The sequence below is a fragment of the Novilysobacter longmucuonensis genome, from assembly GCF_046600735.1.
In the GTDB taxonomy this organism is placed as follows: domain Bacteria; phylum Pseudomonadota; class Gammaproteobacteria; order Xanthomonadales; family Xanthomonadaceae; genus Novilysobacter_A; species Novilysobacter_A longmucuonensis.
The window spans coordinates 103,090-119,231 of the sequence record NZ_JBJMAW010000004.1 but is presented as its reverse complement, the minus strand read 5'-3'; the positions used below and the strand labels follow the sequence as shown (position 1 = coordinate 119,231).

The following is a 16,142-nucleotide window of genomic DNA, read 5'->3' as shown; positions in this document are numbered from 1 at the left end:
GCGCTTCACGCTTCTGCACCGCCTGCGCGTGCGGACCGCAGCGCGTCGCGGGCATGGCCCGCTCCTACAAGAGAGAAACGACTGATGGTGCCACCGACCTCTACCGCCCTGATCACCAACGATGCCGTCGTGCTGGGCATGCTGGCCATCATCCTGGGCGGCGTCTTCTGGACCGCATCGCGGACCGAGGGGTTCTGGAAGAAGTTCTACACCTACGTCCCGGCGCTGCTGCTGTGCTACCTGATCCCGTCGGTATTCAACAGCCTGGGCGTGATCGACGGCGCCACTTCCGGCCTCTACCCGATGGCACGCGATTACCTGCTGCCCAGCGCGCTGGTGCTGCTGTGCGTGGCGATCGACTTCGGCGCGGTGGTGCGGCTCGGGCCCAAGGCGGTAATCATGTTCCTGACCGGCACCTTCGGGGTGATGCTCGGCGGCGTGGTGGCCTTGCTGGCGATGGGCGTGATCCACCCCGAGGCAGTCGCCGGCGACACCTGGCGCGGCATGACCACGGTGGCCGGCAGCTGGATCGGCGGCGGCGCCAACCAGGCGGCGATGAAGGAAGTCTTCGAGGTGGAGGCAACGATGTTCGGCCAGTTCGTCGCGGTCGACGTGCTGGTCGCGAGCCTGTGGCTGGCGGTGTTGCTGTTCCTGGCCGGGCGCGCGCAGACCTTCGACCGCTGGACCCGCGCCGACCTCAGCGCGATCGACGATCTCAAGTGCCGCATCGAGGCCTACCAGGCCCAGCACTCGCGCAATCCGACGCTGACCGACCTGATGGTGATCCTCGCGGTCGGGCTCGGCGCGACCGGCTTCGCCCATTTCATCACCGATCCGCTGGTGGCCTGGATTTCCAGTCTGCCGGCCGAGTGGGAGCTGGAGAACTACAGCCTGACCGCCCGGTTCTTCTGGATCACCGTGATCGCCACCACGATCGGCCTGGCGCTGAGTTTCACCCGCGCGCGCTCGCTGGAAGGCGCCGGCGCATCGCGGATCGGCTCGGCGATGCTGTACGTGCTGGTCGCCACGATCGGCATGCAGATGGACCTGGGCGCGTTGCTCGACCGGCCCTGGCTGTTCCTGCTCGGGCTGATCTGGATACTGGTGCATGCCGCGCTGATGCTCGGCGTGGCCAAGCTGATCCGGGCGCCGCTGTTCTTCGTTGCGGTCGGCTCGCAGGCCAACATCGGTGGCGCGGCATCGGCACCGGTCGTGGCCAGTGCGTTCCACCCGGCCCTGGCGCCGGTCGGCGTGTTGCTGGCGGTGCTGGGTTATGCGCTCGGCACCTACGCCGCCTACGCCACCGGCCTGTTGCTGCGGGCAATCGCCGCATGAGCCCGTGCCTGCGGGTTTTCGGGGCCTGAGGCAGCCGGGCACGACACCCGGAAGAGTCCGACTTCATCGCGTGCACAGGGAGAGGGATCATGAGCATCGACAGCGACAACAAGCCGGCCGAGCCGTACAAGGGCCCGGAGCGCCGCAGCGGCAAGGAGCGCCGGCAGGGCACCGTGCGACGCGAGGAGATCCGCTTCGAGCCGGACAAGGAAGACCGCCGCAGCGGCAAGGACCGGCGCAAGCGCAGCGGCTGGGACGGCACGTTGCTGCGCTGACCGGCGGTCCAGCGGCTCTGCGTGGCTGTGCGGATAGCGTGCAGCCAGCGGGAGCCGGTGGCCTGTTCGTGCGGCGGCGTTCCCGTATGGCGCTGGCCGCGCGCCGGCCTAGAGCCAGCGCGCGCGCTTGAACATGCGGTACAGCACCGTGCAAACCAGCGCGACCGCGCCGAGCAGCACCGGGTAGCTCCAGCGCCCCTCCAGTTCCGGCATGTGGATGAAGTTCATGCCGTACCAGCTGGCGACCAAGGTCGGCGCCGCGAGCAGGGCGGCCCAGGCGCCGAGCCGCTTCACGATCTCCCCCTGCCGCGCCGTCACCAGCGCCAGGTTGACGCTGACCGCGGCGGTCAGCATCTCGCGCAGGGTGTCGGTGGACTCGTTGATCCGCACGGTATGGTCGAGCACGTCGCGGAAGTACAGCTGGATCTCGCCATCGATCAGTCCGTCGCGCGAGCGCGCAAGCTGTCCGAGGATGTCCTGCATCGGCCCCACCGCCATGCGCAGGTGGGTCAGCTCGCGCTTGAGGTCGTACAGCTCCTGCACCGTGTTCTTGCGGAAATCCTCGGCGAAGATGTTCTGCTCCAGCGCGTTCAGGGCCAGGTTGAACTCCTCGACGATCGGCACGAAGTCGTCGACCGCCAGGTCCAGCACCGCATACAGCGCTGCGCCCGGCCCGTGCCGCAGCAGGGCCGGCTCACGCTCCATGCGCGCGCGTGCCGGGGCATAGCTGGTCGAGGCGCCGTGGCGCACGCTGACCAGGTAGCGGGGGCCGACGAACAGGTGCGTCTCGCCGAAGCGGATGTGGCGGTCGGCGGCCTGCGCGGTATGGATTGCGATGAACAGCGACTGGCCGTAGAGCTCGATCTTTGGACGCTGGTGCGCCTTGCGCGCGTCCTCGACCGCCAGGTCGTGCAGCCCGAACTCCTCCTGCAGCAGGTCAAGGGTGTGCTCGTCCGGCTCGTACAGCCCGACCCAGACAAAACCGCCTTCATCGACTGCAAGCGCGTCGCTGATCGCCTCCAGCGATATATCGCGGCGGGCGCCGTCGCGGCTATACGCGGCGCAGTTGATCACGCACGGTGGCAGATTGGGTCGTTCGCTCATCGACCGCATCCTGCCCGCCGCGACCCGCGCGGGCAAGCGCCCGGTTGCGCGCGCGGAACCCCAGCATCAGACCGGCATGCAGCGGGAGCAGCAGCGCGATCCAGTGCGCGTTGCGCTGGGGAAGCGCCTGCAGCCAGTAGGCGAAGAGCCCGACCACCGCAAGCGCGAGCGTCGTGGCCAGGACGATCCAGAACCAGCGGCCCGGCGCCCGCCCGCGCAGCACCCGCCATCCCCCCGGCAGCAGCAGCCAGGCCAGCGGATTGAGCAACCATAGATTCTGGTTGGCCCAGCCGAAGCGGTGCTCGGTGCCCAGCCAGATGAACAGCATCAGCGCACCGATCAACCCCGACGCGAACCAGAATGGCAATGCGACCGCGGCCAGCGCGCGTGGCCGGAAGTTGCCCAGCCACACCAATGCCGCACCGGTCGCCAGGCCGGCGAGCCACCACGGCAGATTCCGGCGTGGCGCATCGGCCGGCTCGGGCGCGATGCGGTGTGGCAGTAGCTGGACCTCATCGGCGACCAGCGGCCGGCCTTGCTGATTGACGACCTCACCGAGTGCGGACGCCAGCCGCATCGGGACATATGACTCGCCCCAGAACGACAGCGGGCGGTCGGCCGAAGGCCCCAGCCCGATGTCGAAGGCCAGCCACATCCATGGCGCCGGCGAAGCCAGCCGCACCGCCTCGCTGCGGAACGTGCTGCCGCGTGAGCGGCCCTCGAGCTGCCGCCGCAGGCTCCCGCCGAGCGCCTCGTCAAGCGCGTCGCGCACGCGGGTCGAGCAGTTGTCGAGGAAGTAGTCGTAGCGGTAATACGCGTTCTCCGGGCGCGCGTTCTCGGCCAGTGCCGCGGCCAGCTGCCGCGCGTCGGCCTCGTCCAGGTCGAGCCACTGCACGCTGACGCCGCGTCCGGACTGGCGATAGCTGCGCATGTCCTGCTCGAACGGCAATGCGAGCAGGCGGTAGCGCATCTCGCCGGCGACGAAGCGCGCGATGAAGTCGTCCGCGGTCGGATCGAAGAAGCCGAAGTTGTACGAGGTCGCCTCGCCAGTGGCTGGCTCGTGCACCAGGATGGCGTTGTGGCCGAAGCGCTCGAAGAAGATCTCGCCGGGCTGCATCGTGACCACGCCGATGCGCGGTGCGGCAAGGGCCGGCGCTGCAAATGCGAGCGAACAGAGCAGCGCGACGGCCAGCAAACCGCGCTGGAACCAGCTCGGCTTACGCGGCATCGCCCAGCACGCCGACATGGAACGCGTGCACCCGCCGTGCATCGGCGCTGGACACGCGGAACACGTAGCGGCCCAGGGTCAGCTCCTCGCCGGCTTCGGGCAGATGGCCGATCGCACCGGTGATCAAGCCGCCGATGGTGTCGTACTCGTCCTCGTCGAAGTCGGCGCCGAAACGCTCGTTGAAATCCTCCACCGGGGTCAGCGCATCGACCACGAACTGCCCGTCGGCCTGCGCCGCGATCAGCGCGTCGGGGTTTTCGGCCTCGTCGTGCTCGTCGTCGATCTCGCCGACGATCTGTTCCAGCACGTCCTCGATCGTGATCAGCCCGGCCACGCCGCCGTGCTCGTCGATCACGATGGCCATGTGGTTGCGCGACAGCCGGAACTCGCGCAGCAGCACGTCCAGGCGCTTGGATTCGGGGATCAGCACCGCCGGGCGCAGCAGCTCGTGCACGCTGCCGGGGCCGTTGTCGGCCACCACCCCGCGCAACAGGTCCTTGGCCAGGAGGATGCCGAGCACGTCGTCGCTGTCCTCGCCGTGGACCGGGAAGCGCGAATGGCCGGACTCGACCACCATCTTCATCAGGTCCAGGAACCGCGCATCGGCCGGCAGTGCGACCACCTGCGAGCGCGGGATCATGACGTCGCCCACGGTCAGGTCGGACACGGTGATCGCGCCCTCCATCATCGTCAGGGTATCGGCGGCGATCAGGCCATCAGCCTGGGCATCGCGCAGGATCTCGACAAGGTCTTCGCGGGTGGTCGGTTCACCGGACAGCGCGGAGCTGATGCGGTCGAGCCACGAACGGCGCTTTTCCTGGATATCGGTCGGCGGGGTACTACTGTCGTCCTCGGACATTGCGTTTTTGCAAAAGTGCGCCCGGGGGAGGGGCGCTCAGGGGCGAGTCTAGCGTGGATGCGGGACAGGCGCTGAGCCTCCCCCGTTCATGCCGCCTGGTATGGATCGGCGATGCCCATCCCGGCGAGGATCTCGCGCTCCAGCTTCTCCATGCACTCGGCCTCGGTGTCGTCCTCGTGGTTCCAGCCGAGCAGGTGCAGGGCGCCATGCACGGTCAGGTGGGCGTAGTGCGCGCCGAGCGGCTTGCCCTGCTCCTGCGCCTCGCGGGCGACCACGGGTGCGCAGATCACCAGGTCACCGAGCAGCGGCAACCGGATGCCTTCCGGCAGGCCCTCGGGCAGGTCGGCGGGGAAGCTGAGCACGTTGGTCGCGTAGTCCTTGCCGCGGTAGTGGCGGTTGAGCGCCTGGCCTTCCTTGTCGCCGACGACCCGGATCGCCAGGTCGGCTTCGCGGATGCGGCCCTCGAGCGCGGCTTCGACCCATTTGCGGAAGCTCGCGGCCGCCGGGATGCCGGCGCGCGGCACCACGTAGGTCACCGATACATCGATGCGCGAAGGCGCCCGGGTCATCGCGAGGTCCCTCGTAGAGCCGAGCTTGCTCGGCTGCGGCTGCGGATACGGCGGCGCAAAGGGCAGCCGAGCAAGCTCGGCTCTACGGGGCTGCGGGGGCGCAACGGGCAGCCGAGCAAGCTCGGCTCTACCGGCATTGGCAAGGTGCCATGCGAGCTCATGCTGCCCCGGTCCCGGCGTCCTGCGCATCGCGCGCGTCATAGGCGTCGACGATCTTCGCCACCAGCGGATGCCGCACCACGTCGCGCGATTCGAAGAAGGTGAAGCTGATCCCGTCGACCCCGTGCAACACCTCCAGCGCGTCCTTCAGGCCGGATTTCTGGTGCTTGGGCAGATCGATCTGGGTCATGTCGCCGGTGACCACCGCGGTGCTGCCGAACCCGATCCGGGTCAGGAACATCTTCATCTGCTCGATGGTGGTGTTCTGCGCCTCATCGAGGATCACGAATGCATCGTTGAGCGTGCGCCCGCGCATGTAGGCCAGCGGTGCGATCTCGATGACGTTCTTCTCCAGCAGCTTGACCACCTTTTCCACGCCGAGCATCTCGTACAGCGCGTCGTAGAGCGGGCGCAGGTAGGGGTCGACCTTCTGGGTGAGGTCGCCGGGCAGGAAACCGAGCTTCTCGCCGGCCTCCACCGCCGGGCGCACCAGGATCAGCCGCTGCACCCGGCCGTCGTTGAGCGCCTCCACCGCGCTGGCGACCGCCAGGAAGGTCTTGCCGGTGCCGGCCGGACCAATGCCGAGGTTGATGTCGTTGATCGCGATCGCGTGCAGGTACTTGGCCTGGTTCGGGCCACGGCCGCGGATGGTGCCGCGCTTGACCCGTATGGCGACCTCCTGCGGTTCGATGTCCTCGGCGACCACGCGATCGGCCTGGGCTTCGGCCAGGCGCAGGTGGATGGCCGGTTCGCTCAGGGTCTCGTTGGCGGCGTCGTTCCACAGCTCGCGCAGCAGGGTCTCGGCCTTGCCCACCGCGACCACCGGGCCCACCACGCGGAACACGTTGCCGCGGTTGGCGATTTCCACGCCCAGGCGCAGCTCGATCATGCGCAGGTGGCCGTCGAAGGGGCCGGACAGATTGGCCAGGCGCTCGGCTTCGGGCGGGTCGAGGGTGAACTCGGATGTGGTGCGTGAAGGCATCGGCAGCTGTATTCAGTGGTGCGCCACCAGGCGCAGTGGGTACGCATGCAGGGTGCGTAGGTAGACTCGCGTGGAACAGGAAGCTTGCGCCCGCCCGTGCTTTTTCGCAAAGATGCGACGACTTCTCATCTGTAGGACGGGCGCATGCGAAACACGGTGAAGCGGTGGTCGATGACGGCGGTTGCGGCGGCGGTGCTCGCCGGAGTGTGGCTGCCGGCGTCGGCCAGCGATGTGACGGTGCTGACCGCCGCGCGCATCCACACGATGGACACCGCGCAGCCGCGGGTGCAGGCGATGGCCTTCGACGACACCGGCCGGATCCTCGCGCTGGGTGACGCCGCCGAGCTGAGGTCGCGCTATCCGCAGGCAGCCCATCTGGATGCCGGCGATGGGACCGTCATCCCCGGTCTGATCGACGCGCACGGCCACGTCGCCGGCCTCGGCCTGGCGCAGATGCGTGCGCAACTGGCCGACACCGCGAGCAAGGACGAGATCGTGCAGCGCCTGCGCGAGTTCGCCCGCGAGCTGCCGCCGGGCGCATGGCTGCTCGGGCGTGGCTGGGACCAGAACGACTGGCCGGAGCAGCGCTTCCCGACCGCGGCCGATCTCGACGCCGCGTTCCCGGACCGGCCGGTCTGGCTGGAGCGGATCGACGGCCATGCCGGCTGGGCCAATAGCGCGGCGATGGAAGTGGTCGAACGAGATCTGACCGGCGACTGGCAGCCCGACGGCGGTCGGATCGAGCGCGACGCGCAAGGCCAGCCGACCGGGGTATTCATCGACAGTGCGGCGGCCCTGATCGACTCGGCGATGCCGGCGATGGATGCCGACACCGCCGAGCGCGCGCTCGAGCTGGGTATGCGCAGCGCGGTGGAGCACGGCCTGACCGGCGTGCACGACGCCGGCGTGACGCTGTCGCAGTTGCGCGGTTATCAGGCACTGGCCGACCGCAACGAGATGCCGCTGCGAATCTACGCGCTGGCCGCCGGCGACGGCGACGCGCTGGAATGGATCTGCGAAAACGGGCTGTACGCGCACGACGACGGCCGCCTGCAGATGCGCGCGTTGAAGCTGTACGTCGACGGCGCCCTGGGCAGCCGCGGTGCGGCGATGATCCAGGACTACCACGACGACGCCGGCAATCGCGGCCTGCTGCTGACCGAGCCGGCCGCGCTGGCAGGCATCGTTGAGCGGGCCCAGGGCTGCGGTGTCCAGGTCGCAACCCACGCCATCGGCGACCGTGGCAACCGGGTGGTGCTCGATGCTTATGCGCAGGCGTGGCCGGAAGGCTCAACCGACCACCGCTGGCGCATCGAACACGCGCAGATCCTCGCGCCTCAGGACCTGCCGCGGCTGGCCGAGTTGAATGTCATCGCCTCGATGCAGCCGACGCACGCGACCAGCGACATGCCGTGGGCGGAAGAGCGGGTCGGGCCGGAGCGCATCGTCGGTGCCTACGCCTGGCGGCAGCTGCGCGACAGCGGCGCGCGGCTGGCGCTGGGCTCGGACTTCCCGGTCGAATCGGTCGATCCGCGGCTGGGCCTGTTCGCAGCGGCGACGCGCACTGACGCCGAGGGCATGCCGGCCGGCGGATGGCTGCCGCAGGAGAAGCTGACCGCGTTCGAGGCGCTGCGTGGCTTCACCCTGGACGCGGCCTATGCCGGGTTCGCCGAGGACGAGGTCGGCAGTCTCGAGGTAGGCAAGCGCGCCGACTTCGTGTTGCTGGCGCAGGACCCGTTGGCGATTTCGGAACAGCAGTTGCGCGATTTGACCGTGCTGGCGACCTACGTCGACGGCGATGAGGTGTATCGCGCGCCGCGGGATTGAGCGCAGAGATCTGCGGTGATCCGTAGGTGGGCACGCTATTTGTGCCCACCTGGAGCGACTCGGACGGTGTGCACAAAAAACGTGCCCACCCTACGGCCGGCTGCGCACCGCGCGCACGACCAGCACGATACCGGCGACGCTGATCACCGCTGAACCGACCAGCCAGGTCCAGGCCACGGCGTCGATCGCCGAGGCGTCAGCCCGGAGCGTTCCCAGATAAAAGCGCAGCAGGCCGACCGCGCCGATTGCGCAGAACCAGAAGCCGACGGCGCCGCGGCTCAGCAGGCTTTCGCGTGGTGTCTGTCGGGACATGGTCTCGAGATCTACCGGCCTTGTAGGAGCGGCTTCAGCCGCGATGGTATATCCAGTACGGCGACCTGCACCCGCATCGCGGCTGAAGCCGCTCCTACAGAACCTCGGGCGCCTCGGCGGTTGCCACCCGTCCGCGCAACGAATTGCTCATCGCCTCGGTGATCACCACATCGACGAACTGCCCGACGTGGCGCGGGTGGCCGGGGAAGTTCACCGAGCGCATGTTCTCGGTGCGGCCGGTGAGTTCATTCGGATCCCGCCGTGACGGGCCTTCGACCAGCACCCGCTGCACGCTGCCGACCATCGCCTCGGAGATCGTGCGCGCGTGCGCGTTGATATGTGCCTGCAGCCGCGACAGCCGCTCGCGCTTTTCGGTGTCGCTGACGCTGTCGGCGATGTCGGCCGCCGGCGTCCCGGGGCGGCGCGAATACACGAACGAGAACGACTGGTCGAAGCCAACGTCCTGAATCAGCTTCATGGTCTTCTCGAAATCGGCTGCGGTCTCGCCCGGGAAGCCGACGATGAAGTCGGAGCTGATCGAGATGTCAGGCCGGACGCTGCGCAGCTTGCGGATCTTCTGCTTGAACTCGAGCGCGGTGTAGCCGCGTTTCATCGCCGCCAGCACCCGGTCGCTGCCGGCCTGGACCGGCAGGTGCAGGTAGGTGGCCAGTTCCGGCACGTCGCGATACGCCTCGATCAGCGAGTCGGAGAACTCCAGCGGGTGCGAGGTGGTGAAGCGGATCCGGCCGATGCCCTCGATCTGGGCGATGGTGCGGATCAGCAGGCCCAGATCGGCGAGTTCGTTCTCTCCATACGGTCCGCGATAGGCGTTGACGTTCTGGCCGAGCAGGTTGATCTCGCGCACGCCCTGCGCCGCCAGCTGGGCGACTTCGACCAGCACGTCCTCGAACGGCCGGCTGATCTCCTCGCCGCGGGTGTAGGGCACCACGCAGAAGCTGCAGTACTTGCTGCAGCCTTCCATGATTGAGACGAACGCGCTCGGGCCCTCGGCGCGTGGTTCGGGCAGGCGGTCGAATTTTTCGATTTCCGGAAAGCTGATGTCGACCTGTGGTCGGCCGGACGCGCGGCGTTCGCGGATCAGCTCGGGCAGGCGATGCAGGGTCTGTGGCCCGAACACCAGGTCGACATACGGCGCGCGCTTGACGATCGCCTCGCCTTCCTGGCTCGCCACACAGCCGCCGACGCCGATCAGGACCGGCCTGCCGTCGGCCTTAAGCTTTTTCCAGCGGCCCAGCCGACTGAATACCTTCTCTTGCGCTTTTTCGCGGATCGAGCAGGTATTGACCAGGATCACGTCAGCTTCTTCGGCGTTCGTGGTCAGCTCGAGGCCGTCGCTGACCGCCAGTACGTCGGCCATCTTGACCGAGTCGTACTCGTTCATCTGGCAGCCGTGGGTTTCGATGAAGAGCTTGCCGCGCGGCGGTTCGCGCTCGGCCGTGTCGACGGGCGCCGGGGCAGGCGGGGGGCAGGTGATGGTCATGCCCGCCAGTTTAAAGGTTCTTCCCGGCAAGCCGGACCGCGGCGGTGCGGAGGCTTCAGGCGCGATGCCTTTCCGGCGGCCGCCCGTAATCGCAAAGACGATCCCCATCGCGGTTCCCGAACGCGCCGCTTGGCAAGGTCCGTGCGAAGGGAGACACTCGCGTCCATGAGGGGGGGGATCACACTGCCGCTGCTGGGAATCGCCTGCCTGCTGGCCGCTGCGCCTGCCGTGGCCGGCACCGTGTTCCGCTGCGACGGCAGCGATGGCGTCCGCAGCTATGTCAGCAAGCGCATTCCGGGGGCCACCTGCAGCCCGGTCAGCCGCTATGGCGCCGGCGAATCGCCCAAGCCGCGGCCGACGCCGGGCCGCGCCGCGGCCGGCAGCGCCACCCCGGCCAACAGCGTCGCCGCGTCGCCGGCCACGCTTGCCTCCGCCTCCGGCAACGCGTCCGGCAGTCCAGCCGCGGCGGTACCGGGGATGACCAATGCCGCGCCGGTCACCCCGGCGAAAGCAGGCGCAGCCAACTCCCGGCTGGTGCAGGGGCAGGTCTATTCCTACATCCGCGACGGCATCCGCCACTACACCAGCAAGCGCCCCGGAAAGGTGGCCAACGCCAGCCCGGTGCGTACGATCAGGTATAGCTTCCTGGAGACCTGCTACGCCTGCACCGCCAAGCCTGGTGTCGATTTCAGCAATGTGCGGCTCAATGTGGCGGCCTATCGTGACGAAGTCGCCGCCGCCGCCGCCGCACACGGGGTGGACGAGGCGGTGGTGCGCGCGATCATGCATGCCGAGTCGGCGTTCGATCCCAATGCGTTGTCGCGCGCCGGCGCGCAGGGGTTGATGCAGCTGATGCCGGCCACCGCACGCCGGTTCGGCGTGACCAATGCCTTCGAGCCGGCGCAGAACATCCGGGCCGGGGTCGAATACCTGGCGTGGCTGCTCAAGCGCTTCGACGGCGATCTCACGTTGGCCGCGGCCGGCTACAACGCGGGCGAGGGCAACGTCGACAAATACAAGGGCGTACCGCCGTTCGACGAGACCCGGCGTTACGTGCAACGCGTCGGCATTCTCGCCGAGCGCTACCGCGGAGCGACCGTGGCGCGTTGAGTTTCGGGTGGTTTCCCGTTCGCCCACGCTCGTAGAGCCGAGCTTGCTCGGCTGCTGCGGCGGACGTGCAGCGGAGCAAGCTCCGCTCTACGGCCGGTGCCGACCACCATCGGCGGCCGGCACGCGGCCCGATCACGCCTGCCGGCGCCTCCGGCCCGCCGGATCCGCGGTTTCGAGCCACTGCGGATTGTCGACTCATCGGCCGTTCCGTTACACTTCCCCGTCTTTGAGCCGCGAGCCGTCGCCAGTGGTGCTGGCTGCGCGGTGAACGTCGAAACAAGCTTTATTTTGCGGAGTGCCGGATGGCCAACCAAGGGGTCAAGGATCCTAGCAACCAAGCCGTGGCGGGCGCGCCTGTCCACGAGCCGGTCAATCACGGTCGTCGCCGTTTCCTGACGGCGACCACGGCCGTGGTCGGCGCGGTGGGCGCCGGTTTTGTCGCAGTGCCGTTCATCAAGTCGTGGAATCCGAGCGCGCGGGCGCGCCTTGCCGGCGCGCCGGTGACCGCCGACATCAGCGCCCTGGTCGAAGGCCAGCGCCTGGTGCTGGAGTGGCGCGGCCAGCCGATCTGGATCGTGCGCCGCCCGCCGGCGGTGCTGGAGGCGCTGCTGACCCTCGACGAGGACCTGCTGGCCGATCCCGATTCCAGCAATCCCGAGCAGCAACCCAAATACGCGTCCAATGAACTGCGCTCGATCAAGCCGGAGGTCTCGGTGCTGGTGGGGCTGTGCACGCACCTGGGCTGCTCGCCGGAGATGAAGGCGGAGATCCGTCCCGAGCCGTTCGACAGCGAATGGAAGGGCGGTTACTTCTGCCCCTGCCACAAGTCGAAGTTCGACATGGCCGGCCGCGTCTATGCCGGCGTGCCGGCGCCGACCAACCTGGTCGTCCCGCCGCACTACTACGTGGACGAGAACACGATCGTGATCGGCGTCGATCGCGTGAACGGCCAGGGAGCCGCGTAAGTCATGGCCAACATCTTCATTCGCAGCGCCAATGGCGTGATGGACTGGGTCAACGAGCGGGCACCGGCGCTGGCGCCGATGTACCGCAAGCACATGACCGAGTACTACGCGCCGAAGAACTTCAACATCTGGTACATCTTCGGCGTGCTGTCGATGGTGGCGCTGGTCAACCAGATCGTCACCGGCATCTTCCTGACGATGCACTACAAGCCGAGCGCGGCGGAAGCCTTCGCCTCGGTCGAGTACATCATGCGCGACGTGGAGTGGGGCTGGCTGATCCGCTACATGCATTCCACCGGCGCGTCGCTGTTCTTCATCGTGGTCTACATCCACATGTTCCGCGCGCTGATGTACGGCTCGTACAAGAAGCCGCGCGAGCTGGTGTGGGTGCTGGGCATGCTGATCTACCTGGTGCTGATGGCCGAAGCGTTCCTCGGCTACGTGCTGCCGTGGGGCCAGATGTCGTTCTGGGGCGCCAAGGTGATCATTTCGCTGTTCGGTGCGATCCCGGTGATCGGCGGTGGGCTGGTCGAGTGGATCATGGGCGACTACCTGCCCGGCGACGCCACCCTCAACCGCTTCTTCGCGCTGCACGTCATCGCGCTGCCGCTGGTGCTGTTGCTGCTGGTGGTGCTGCACATCGGCGCGCTGCATGAGGTGGGCTCGAGCAATCCCGACGGCGTCGAGATCAAGAAGGGCCCGAAGGGCAACCGCTGGTCCGCGACCGCGCCGGCCGACGGCATCCCGTTCCACCCGTACTACACGGTCAAGGACACGGTGTACGTCGGCTTCTTCCTGATCGCCGCGGCGTTCATCATCTTCTTCGCCCCGGCGTTCGGTGGCTGGTTCCTGGAGCACGACAACTTCACCGAGGCCAACCGCCTGGTCACGCCCGAGCACATCAAGCCGGTCTGGTACTACACGCCGTTCTACGCGATGTTGCGCGTGGTGCCCGACAAGCTCGGCGGCGTGATGGTGATGTTCGGCGCGATTGCGATCCTGTTCCTGGTGCCGTGGCTGGACCGCGCCAAGGTCAAATCGGTGCGCTATCGCGGCTGGATCACCAAGCTGATGCTGGCGCTGCTGGTGGTGTGCTTCGTCTGGCTCGGCAAGATCGGCGCCGGCCCGGGTACCGATCCGGTCGAGACCATCATCGGCCGCGTGCTGACCTTCCTCTACTTCGCTTTCTTCATCACGATGCCGCTGTGGAGCAAACTCGACAAGACCAAGCCGGTGCCGGAACGGGTGACGATGCATGACTGAGTTCACGCTTCCGGGCCGCCGGCCCTCCGACTGCCGGCCTTCCAAGCGCCTGCCCCTGGCCACGCGCATGTTGCGCAAGCTCGCCCTTGTTGCCGCCGGCATGCTGGTGTCGTCCAGCGCCATCGCGGCCACCGGCGGTGACCTGCAGCAGGCCGGCACCGATCTAAGCGACCGCGCATCCCTGCAGCGTGGCGCCAAGCTGTTCATGAACTACTGCTCGGGCTGCCACTCGCTCAAATACCTGCGCTACTCGCGCATGGCCGAGGACCTGGGCCTGACCGAAGACGAGGTGATGAACAACCTCAACTTCACCGGTGCCGCGTTCGGCGAGCACATCGAGATCAGCATGCCGCCCGAGCAGGCCACCGAATGGTTCGGCCAGGTCCCGCCGGACCTGAGCGTGGTCTCGCGGGTGCGCGGGCCGGACTGGATCTACACCTACCTGAAATCGTTCTATATCGACGAATCGCGCCCGCTGGGCTGGAACAACCAGCTGTTCCCGAATGCCTCGATGCCCAACCCCCTGTGGGAAATGCAGGGCGTGCAGCACGCGCAGTACGGCGAGCCCGACCCGGTGACCGGCGACCTTCCCGTGACCGGGCTGACGATCGTCCGCCCCGGCGAGCTCGATGCCGATGGCTTCGATCAGGCCGTGCGTGATATCACTGTATTCCTCGAGTACGCCGGCGAACCGGCTGCGCTCAAACGCCAGAGCATGGGCGTCTGGGTGATCCTGTTCCTGGCGCTGTTCACGTTTCTCGCCTGGTTGCTGAAGACCGAGTACTGGCGCGACGTGAAGTAGGAGCGCTGCGTCATCGTGACGGGTTCCGCGCCGCGCGCGCGGATCCTGTCATTGCCAGGTCGGCCCGGATGCCGGCCTGAGCGGATGCTGCGGCGTGGCTCGAGGCCGTGACGACCGTCCACACGGGGTGGGGGGCGTCTTGCGACCGGCGGATACCGGTGGCTGGAGAGGTCGAAGATGGCGGCGAGCCCACGTATGCGTAATGCTTTGACGTTGTTTTCCTCAACCGACTGCGTGCTGTGCCATCGCGTGCGCCTGGTGCTGGCGGCCAAGGGCGTCACCTACGACCTGATTCCGGTCGACCCGCAGAACCCGCCCGAGGACCTGGTCGACCTCAACCCGTACCACTCGGTGCCGACCCTGGTCGAGCGCGACCTGGTGCTGTACGCGGCCAGCGTGGTCAGTGAATACCTCGACGAGCGCTACCCGCATCCGCCGCTGATGCCGGTCGATCCGCTGTCGCGCGCACGCCTGCGCCTGGGCACGCTGCGGCTGGAGCACGACTGGGTGCCGCAGGTCCAGGCGGTCCAGCTGGGCAACAAGGCCCAGGCCGATGCCGGCCGCAAGCGCCTGAAGGAGCTGCTGACCGCCTCGGTGCCGCTGTTCAAGGCCTACAAGTTCTTCCTCAACACCGAGATGAGCCTGGCCGACTGCGCCATGGCGCCGATCATCTGGCGGCTGCCCGCACTCGGCGTGCCACTGCCCAAGGACGGCAAGGCGATCGAGGATTACGGCAACCGGATCTTCCGCAATCCAGGCTTCACCCGCAGCCTGACCGAGCAGGAGCGCAAGCTGCGCGAGCTGCCAGCTTAGGGGCGGCGAGTCGCTCGCTGCGCTCGCTGTAAGTCGGGGCCGACGCGCGGGCTTTTCGTAGGAGCGGCCCATGGCCGCGAGCTTTTCGTCCAGACCACCACAGGCCCGCCCCGGATCCGGAAGGGCCTTGGCCGGCTGCGTTTCGCCGACGCGGCGCCAAAAGCATCGCGGCCATGGGCCGCTCCTACAGGGGGCGATTGCGGTTGTGGTAGAGCCGAGCTTGCTCGGCTTCGCCCCCCCCCCCCCCCCGGGATTTCGTCATTCGTGTGGTGTTCCATCCAGCGCCGCAGGCGCGACTCACTGCTCTAAACTGCACACATGAGTGAAGACAGTGCGCCGATGACCAGCCACCGCCCCTATCTGCTGCGGGCGCTGTACGAGTGGATCGCCGACAACGGCATGACCCCGCACCTGTTGGTGGACGCCACTCGTCCCGCGGTGCAGGTGCCGTTGCAGGCGGTCAAGGAGGGCAAGGTCGTCCTCAACATCGCCGAGCGCGCGGTATCGCGGCTGGAGATGAGCAACGACACGATCCGTTTCAGCGCGCGCTTCGGTGGCGTCAGCCAGGCCGTCTCGGTGCCGGTGGGTGCGGTGCTGGCGATCTACGCGCGCGAGACCGGGCAGGGCATGGCCCTGCCCGACGAGGGTGATGTCGGCGAAGAGGGTGAGGACGCCGCCGAAGAGGAAGCCGGCCCGGTCACGCTGACCGCAGTCCCGCAAGAGCCGGCGCCCGAGCGCGATGACGACGGCAGCGACGGTGACGGCGACGGCGGCGACGATGGCGGTCCCGGACAACCGAACCCCCGCCGCGGCGGCCACCTCCGCATCGTCAAGTGACGCTCCGGCCCGCGCTTCAGCGCGGCTTAGCCGGAGCGTCATCCCCGCGAAGGCGGGGATCCAGAGCCTTCAGCGTATTGGCCCGCCCTTCAGCGCGGCTTTGCCGGAGCGTCATCCCCGCGAAGGCGGGGTCGGTAGGAGCGCCCCATGGGCGCGATGCTTTTCCGGCCGACCGAGCGCCGGAGCATCGCGCCCATGGGG

At 68.1% G+C, this 16,142-nt stretch carries 15 protein-coding genes and 1 pseudogene; 9 read left to right on the top strand and 7 right to left on the bottom strand.

The annotated features are described in order from the left end of the window. Positions 1-87 precede the first annotated feature (87 nt). Together ACJQWM_RS06100 and ACJQWM_RS06095 are read left to right on the top strand one after the other, a co-directional pair. Positions 88-1,335 (top strand): DUF819 family protein, encoded by a 1,248-nt coding sequence (locus ACJQWM_RS06100; RefSeq protein ID WP_411306733.1) that lies wholly within the window; start codon positions 88-90, stop codon positions 1,333-1,335. Between the two features lie 89 nt (positions 1,336-1,424). Beyond that, complete coding sequence (locus ACJQWM_RS06095) at positions 1,425-1,610, top strand: hypothetical protein (RefSeq protein ID WP_332704796.1); 186 nt, start codon at positions 1,425-1,427, stop codon at positions 1,608-1,610. Positions 1,611-1,718: 108 nt separating this feature from the next. Here ACJQWM_RS06095 and ACJQWM_RS06090 read toward each other — a convergent pair whose 3' ends face one another. From ACJQWM_RS06090 to ACJQWM_RS06070, 5 genes and pseudogenes are all read right to left on the bottom strand, one after another. Beyond that, a complete protein-coding gene (locus ACJQWM_RS06090; RefSeq protein ID WP_411306719.1) occupies positions 1,719-2,723 on the bottom strand; it encodes a magnesium and cobalt transport protein CorA in 1,005 nt (334 codons plus the stop codon). Between the two features lie 34 nt (positions 2,724-2,757). Then, positions 2,758-3,984: pseudogene (locus ACJQWM_RS06085) on the bottom strand (lipoprotein N-acyltransferase Lnb domain-containing protein); the annotation flags it as partial. Continuing rightward, positions 3,932-4,801, bottom strand: a complete 870-nt coding sequence (locus ACJQWM_RS06080; RefSeq protein ID WP_330970046.1) for a CorC family transporter — start codon at positions 4,799-4,801, stop codon at positions 3,932-3,934. The pseudogene ACJQWM_RS06085 and the gene ACJQWM_RS06080, both read right to left, overlap by 53 nt. Positions 4,802-4,887: 86 nt before the next feature. Next, positions 4,888-5,370 carry an rRNA maturation RNase YbeY gene (gene ybeY, locus ACJQWM_RS06075; RefSeq protein ID WP_332704801.1) on the bottom strand — a complete coding sequence of 161 codons (483 nt, stop codon included), beginning with the start codon at positions 5,368-5,370 and terminating at the stop codon, positions 4,888-4,890. A gap of 157 nt (positions 5,371-5,527) precedes the next feature. Further along, a complete protein-coding gene (locus tag ACJQWM_RS06070; RefSeq protein ID WP_332704803.1) occupies positions 5,528-6,511 on the bottom strand; it encodes a PhoH family protein in 984 nt (327 codons plus the stop codon). Positions 6,512-6,655: 144 nt separating this feature from the next. On the opposite strand from ACJQWM_RS06070, the gene ACJQWM_RS06065 reads away from it, so the two are divergent. Continuing rightward, a complete protein-coding gene (locus ACJQWM_RS06065) occupies positions 6,656-8,338 on the top strand; it encodes an amidohydrolase (protein ID WP_332704805.1) in 1,683 nt (560 codons plus the stop codon). Positions 8,339-8,428: 90 nt separating this feature from the next. On the opposite strand, the gene ACJQWM_RS06060 is transcribed toward ACJQWM_RS06065, so the two are convergent. Both ACJQWM_RS06060 and miaB read right to left on the bottom strand, forming a co-directional pair. Then, entirely contained in the window at positions 8,429-8,650 is a 222-nt protein-coding gene (locus ACJQWM_RS06060; RefSeq protein ID WP_332704807.1) for a hypothetical protein, read from the bottom strand. Between the two features lie 94 nt (positions 8,651-8,744). Next, entirely contained in the window at positions 8,745-10,151 is a 1,407-nt protein-coding gene (gene miaB / locus ACJQWM_RS06055; protein WP_332704809.1) for a tRNA (N6-isopentenyl adenosine(37)-C2)-methylthiotransferase MiaB, read from the bottom strand. A gap of 165 nt (positions 10,152-10,316) precedes the next feature. Here miaB and ACJQWM_RS06050 point away from each other — a divergent pair, with 165 nt between their 5' ends. From ACJQWM_RS06050 to ACJQWM_RS06025, 6 genes are all read left to right on the top strand, one after another. Continuing rightward, positions 10,317-11,261, top strand: a complete 945-nt coding sequence (locus tag ACJQWM_RS06050) for a lytic transglycosylase domain-containing protein (protein WP_411306718.1) — start codon at positions 10,317-10,319, stop codon at positions 11,259-11,261. A gap of 341 nt (positions 11,262-11,602) precedes the next feature. After that, positions 11,603-12,226 carry a ubiquinol-cytochrome c reductase iron-sulfur subunit gene (petA, locus tag ACJQWM_RS06045; RefSeq protein WP_332703185.1) on the top strand — a complete coding sequence of 208 codons (624 nt, stop codon included), beginning with the start codon at positions 11,603-11,605 and terminating at the stop codon, positions 12,224-12,226. 3 nt (positions 12,227-12,229) lie between these two features. Continuing rightward, entirely contained in the window at positions 12,230-13,489 is a 1,260-nt protein-coding gene (locus ACJQWM_RS06040; RefSeq protein ID WP_332703173.1) for a cytochrome b, read from the top strand. Positions 13,490-13,556: 67 nt separating this feature from the next. Then, positions 13,557-14,291 carry a cytochrome c1 gene (locus tag ACJQWM_RS06035; protein WP_332703183.1) on the top strand — a complete coding sequence of 245 codons (735 nt, stop codon included), beginning with the start codon at positions 13,557-13,559 and terminating at the stop codon, positions 14,289-14,291. A 177-nt stretch (positions 14,292-14,468) separates the two neighbouring features. After that, the gene (locus tag ACJQWM_RS06030; RefSeq protein ID WP_332703171.1) at positions 14,469-15,104 is read left to right on the top strand and encodes a glutathione S-transferase N-terminal domain-containing protein; all 636 of its coding nucleotides are present in this window, start codon (positions 14,469-14,471) and stop codon (positions 15,102-15,104) included. Between the two features lie 318 nt (positions 15,105-15,422). Continuing rightward, positions 15,423-15,941 carry a ClpXP protease specificity-enhancing factor gene (locus ACJQWM_RS06025; RefSeq protein WP_332703169.1) on the top strand — a complete coding sequence of 173 codons (519 nt, stop codon included), beginning with the start codon at positions 15,423-15,425 and terminating at the stop codon, positions 15,939-15,941. Positions 15,942-16,142 lie beyond the last annotated feature (201 nt).

Excerpts from the sequence above, each read along its gene's own strand:
- ACJQWM_RS06095 (WP_332704796.1), top strand. The coding sequence starts at position 1,425 with ATGAGCATCGACAGCGACAACAAGCCGGCCGAGCCGTACAAGGGCCCG.
- ACJQWM_RS06090 (WP_411306719.1), bottom strand. The coding sequence starts at position 2,723 with ATGCGGTCGATGAGCGAACGACCCAATCTGCCACCGTGCGTGATCAAC.
- ACJQWM_RS06080 (WP_330970046.1), bottom strand. The coding sequence starts at position 4,801 with ATGTCCGAGGACGACAGTAGTACCCCGCCGACCGATATCCAGGAAAAG.
- ybeY (WP_332704801.1), bottom strand. The coding sequence starts at position 5,370 with ATGACCCGGGCGCCTTCGCGCATCGATGTATCGGTGACCTACGTGGTG.
- ACJQWM_RS06070 (WP_332704803.1), bottom strand. The coding sequence starts at position 6,511 with ATGCCTTCACGCACCACATCCGAGTTCACCCTCGACCCGCCCGAAGCC.
- ACJQWM_RS06065 (WP_332704805.1), top strand. The coding sequence starts at position 6,656 with ATGCGAAACACGGTGAAGCGGTGGTCGATGACGGCGGTTGCGGCGGCG.
- ACJQWM_RS06060 (WP_332704807.1), bottom strand. The coding sequence starts at position 8,650 with ATGTCCCGACAGACACCACGCGAAAGCCTGCTGAGCCGCGGCGCCGTC.
- miaB (WP_332704809.1), bottom strand. The coding sequence starts at position 10,151 with ATGACCATCACCTGCCCCCCGCCTGCCCCGGCGCCCGTCGACACGGCC.
- ACJQWM_RS06050 (WP_411306718.1), top strand. The coding sequence starts at position 10,317 with ATGAGGGGGGGGATCACACTGCCGCTGCTGGGAATCGCCTGCCTGCTG.
- ACJQWM_RS06040 (WP_332703173.1), top strand. The coding sequence starts at position 12,230 with ATGGCCAACATCTTCATTCGCAGCGCCAATGGCGTGATGGACTGGGTC.
- ACJQWM_RS06035 (WP_332703183.1), top strand. The coding sequence starts at position 13,557 with ATGTTGCGCAAGCTCGCCCTTGTTGCCGCCGGCATGCTGGTGTCGTCC.
- ACJQWM_RS06030 (WP_332703171.1), top strand. The coding sequence starts at position 14,469 with ATGGCGGCGAGCCCACGTATGCGTAATGCTTTGACGTTGTTTTCCTCA.
- ACJQWM_RS06025 (WP_332703169.1), top strand. The coding sequence starts at position 15,423 with ATGAGTGAAGACAGTGCGCCGATGACCAGCCACCGCCCCTATCTGCTG.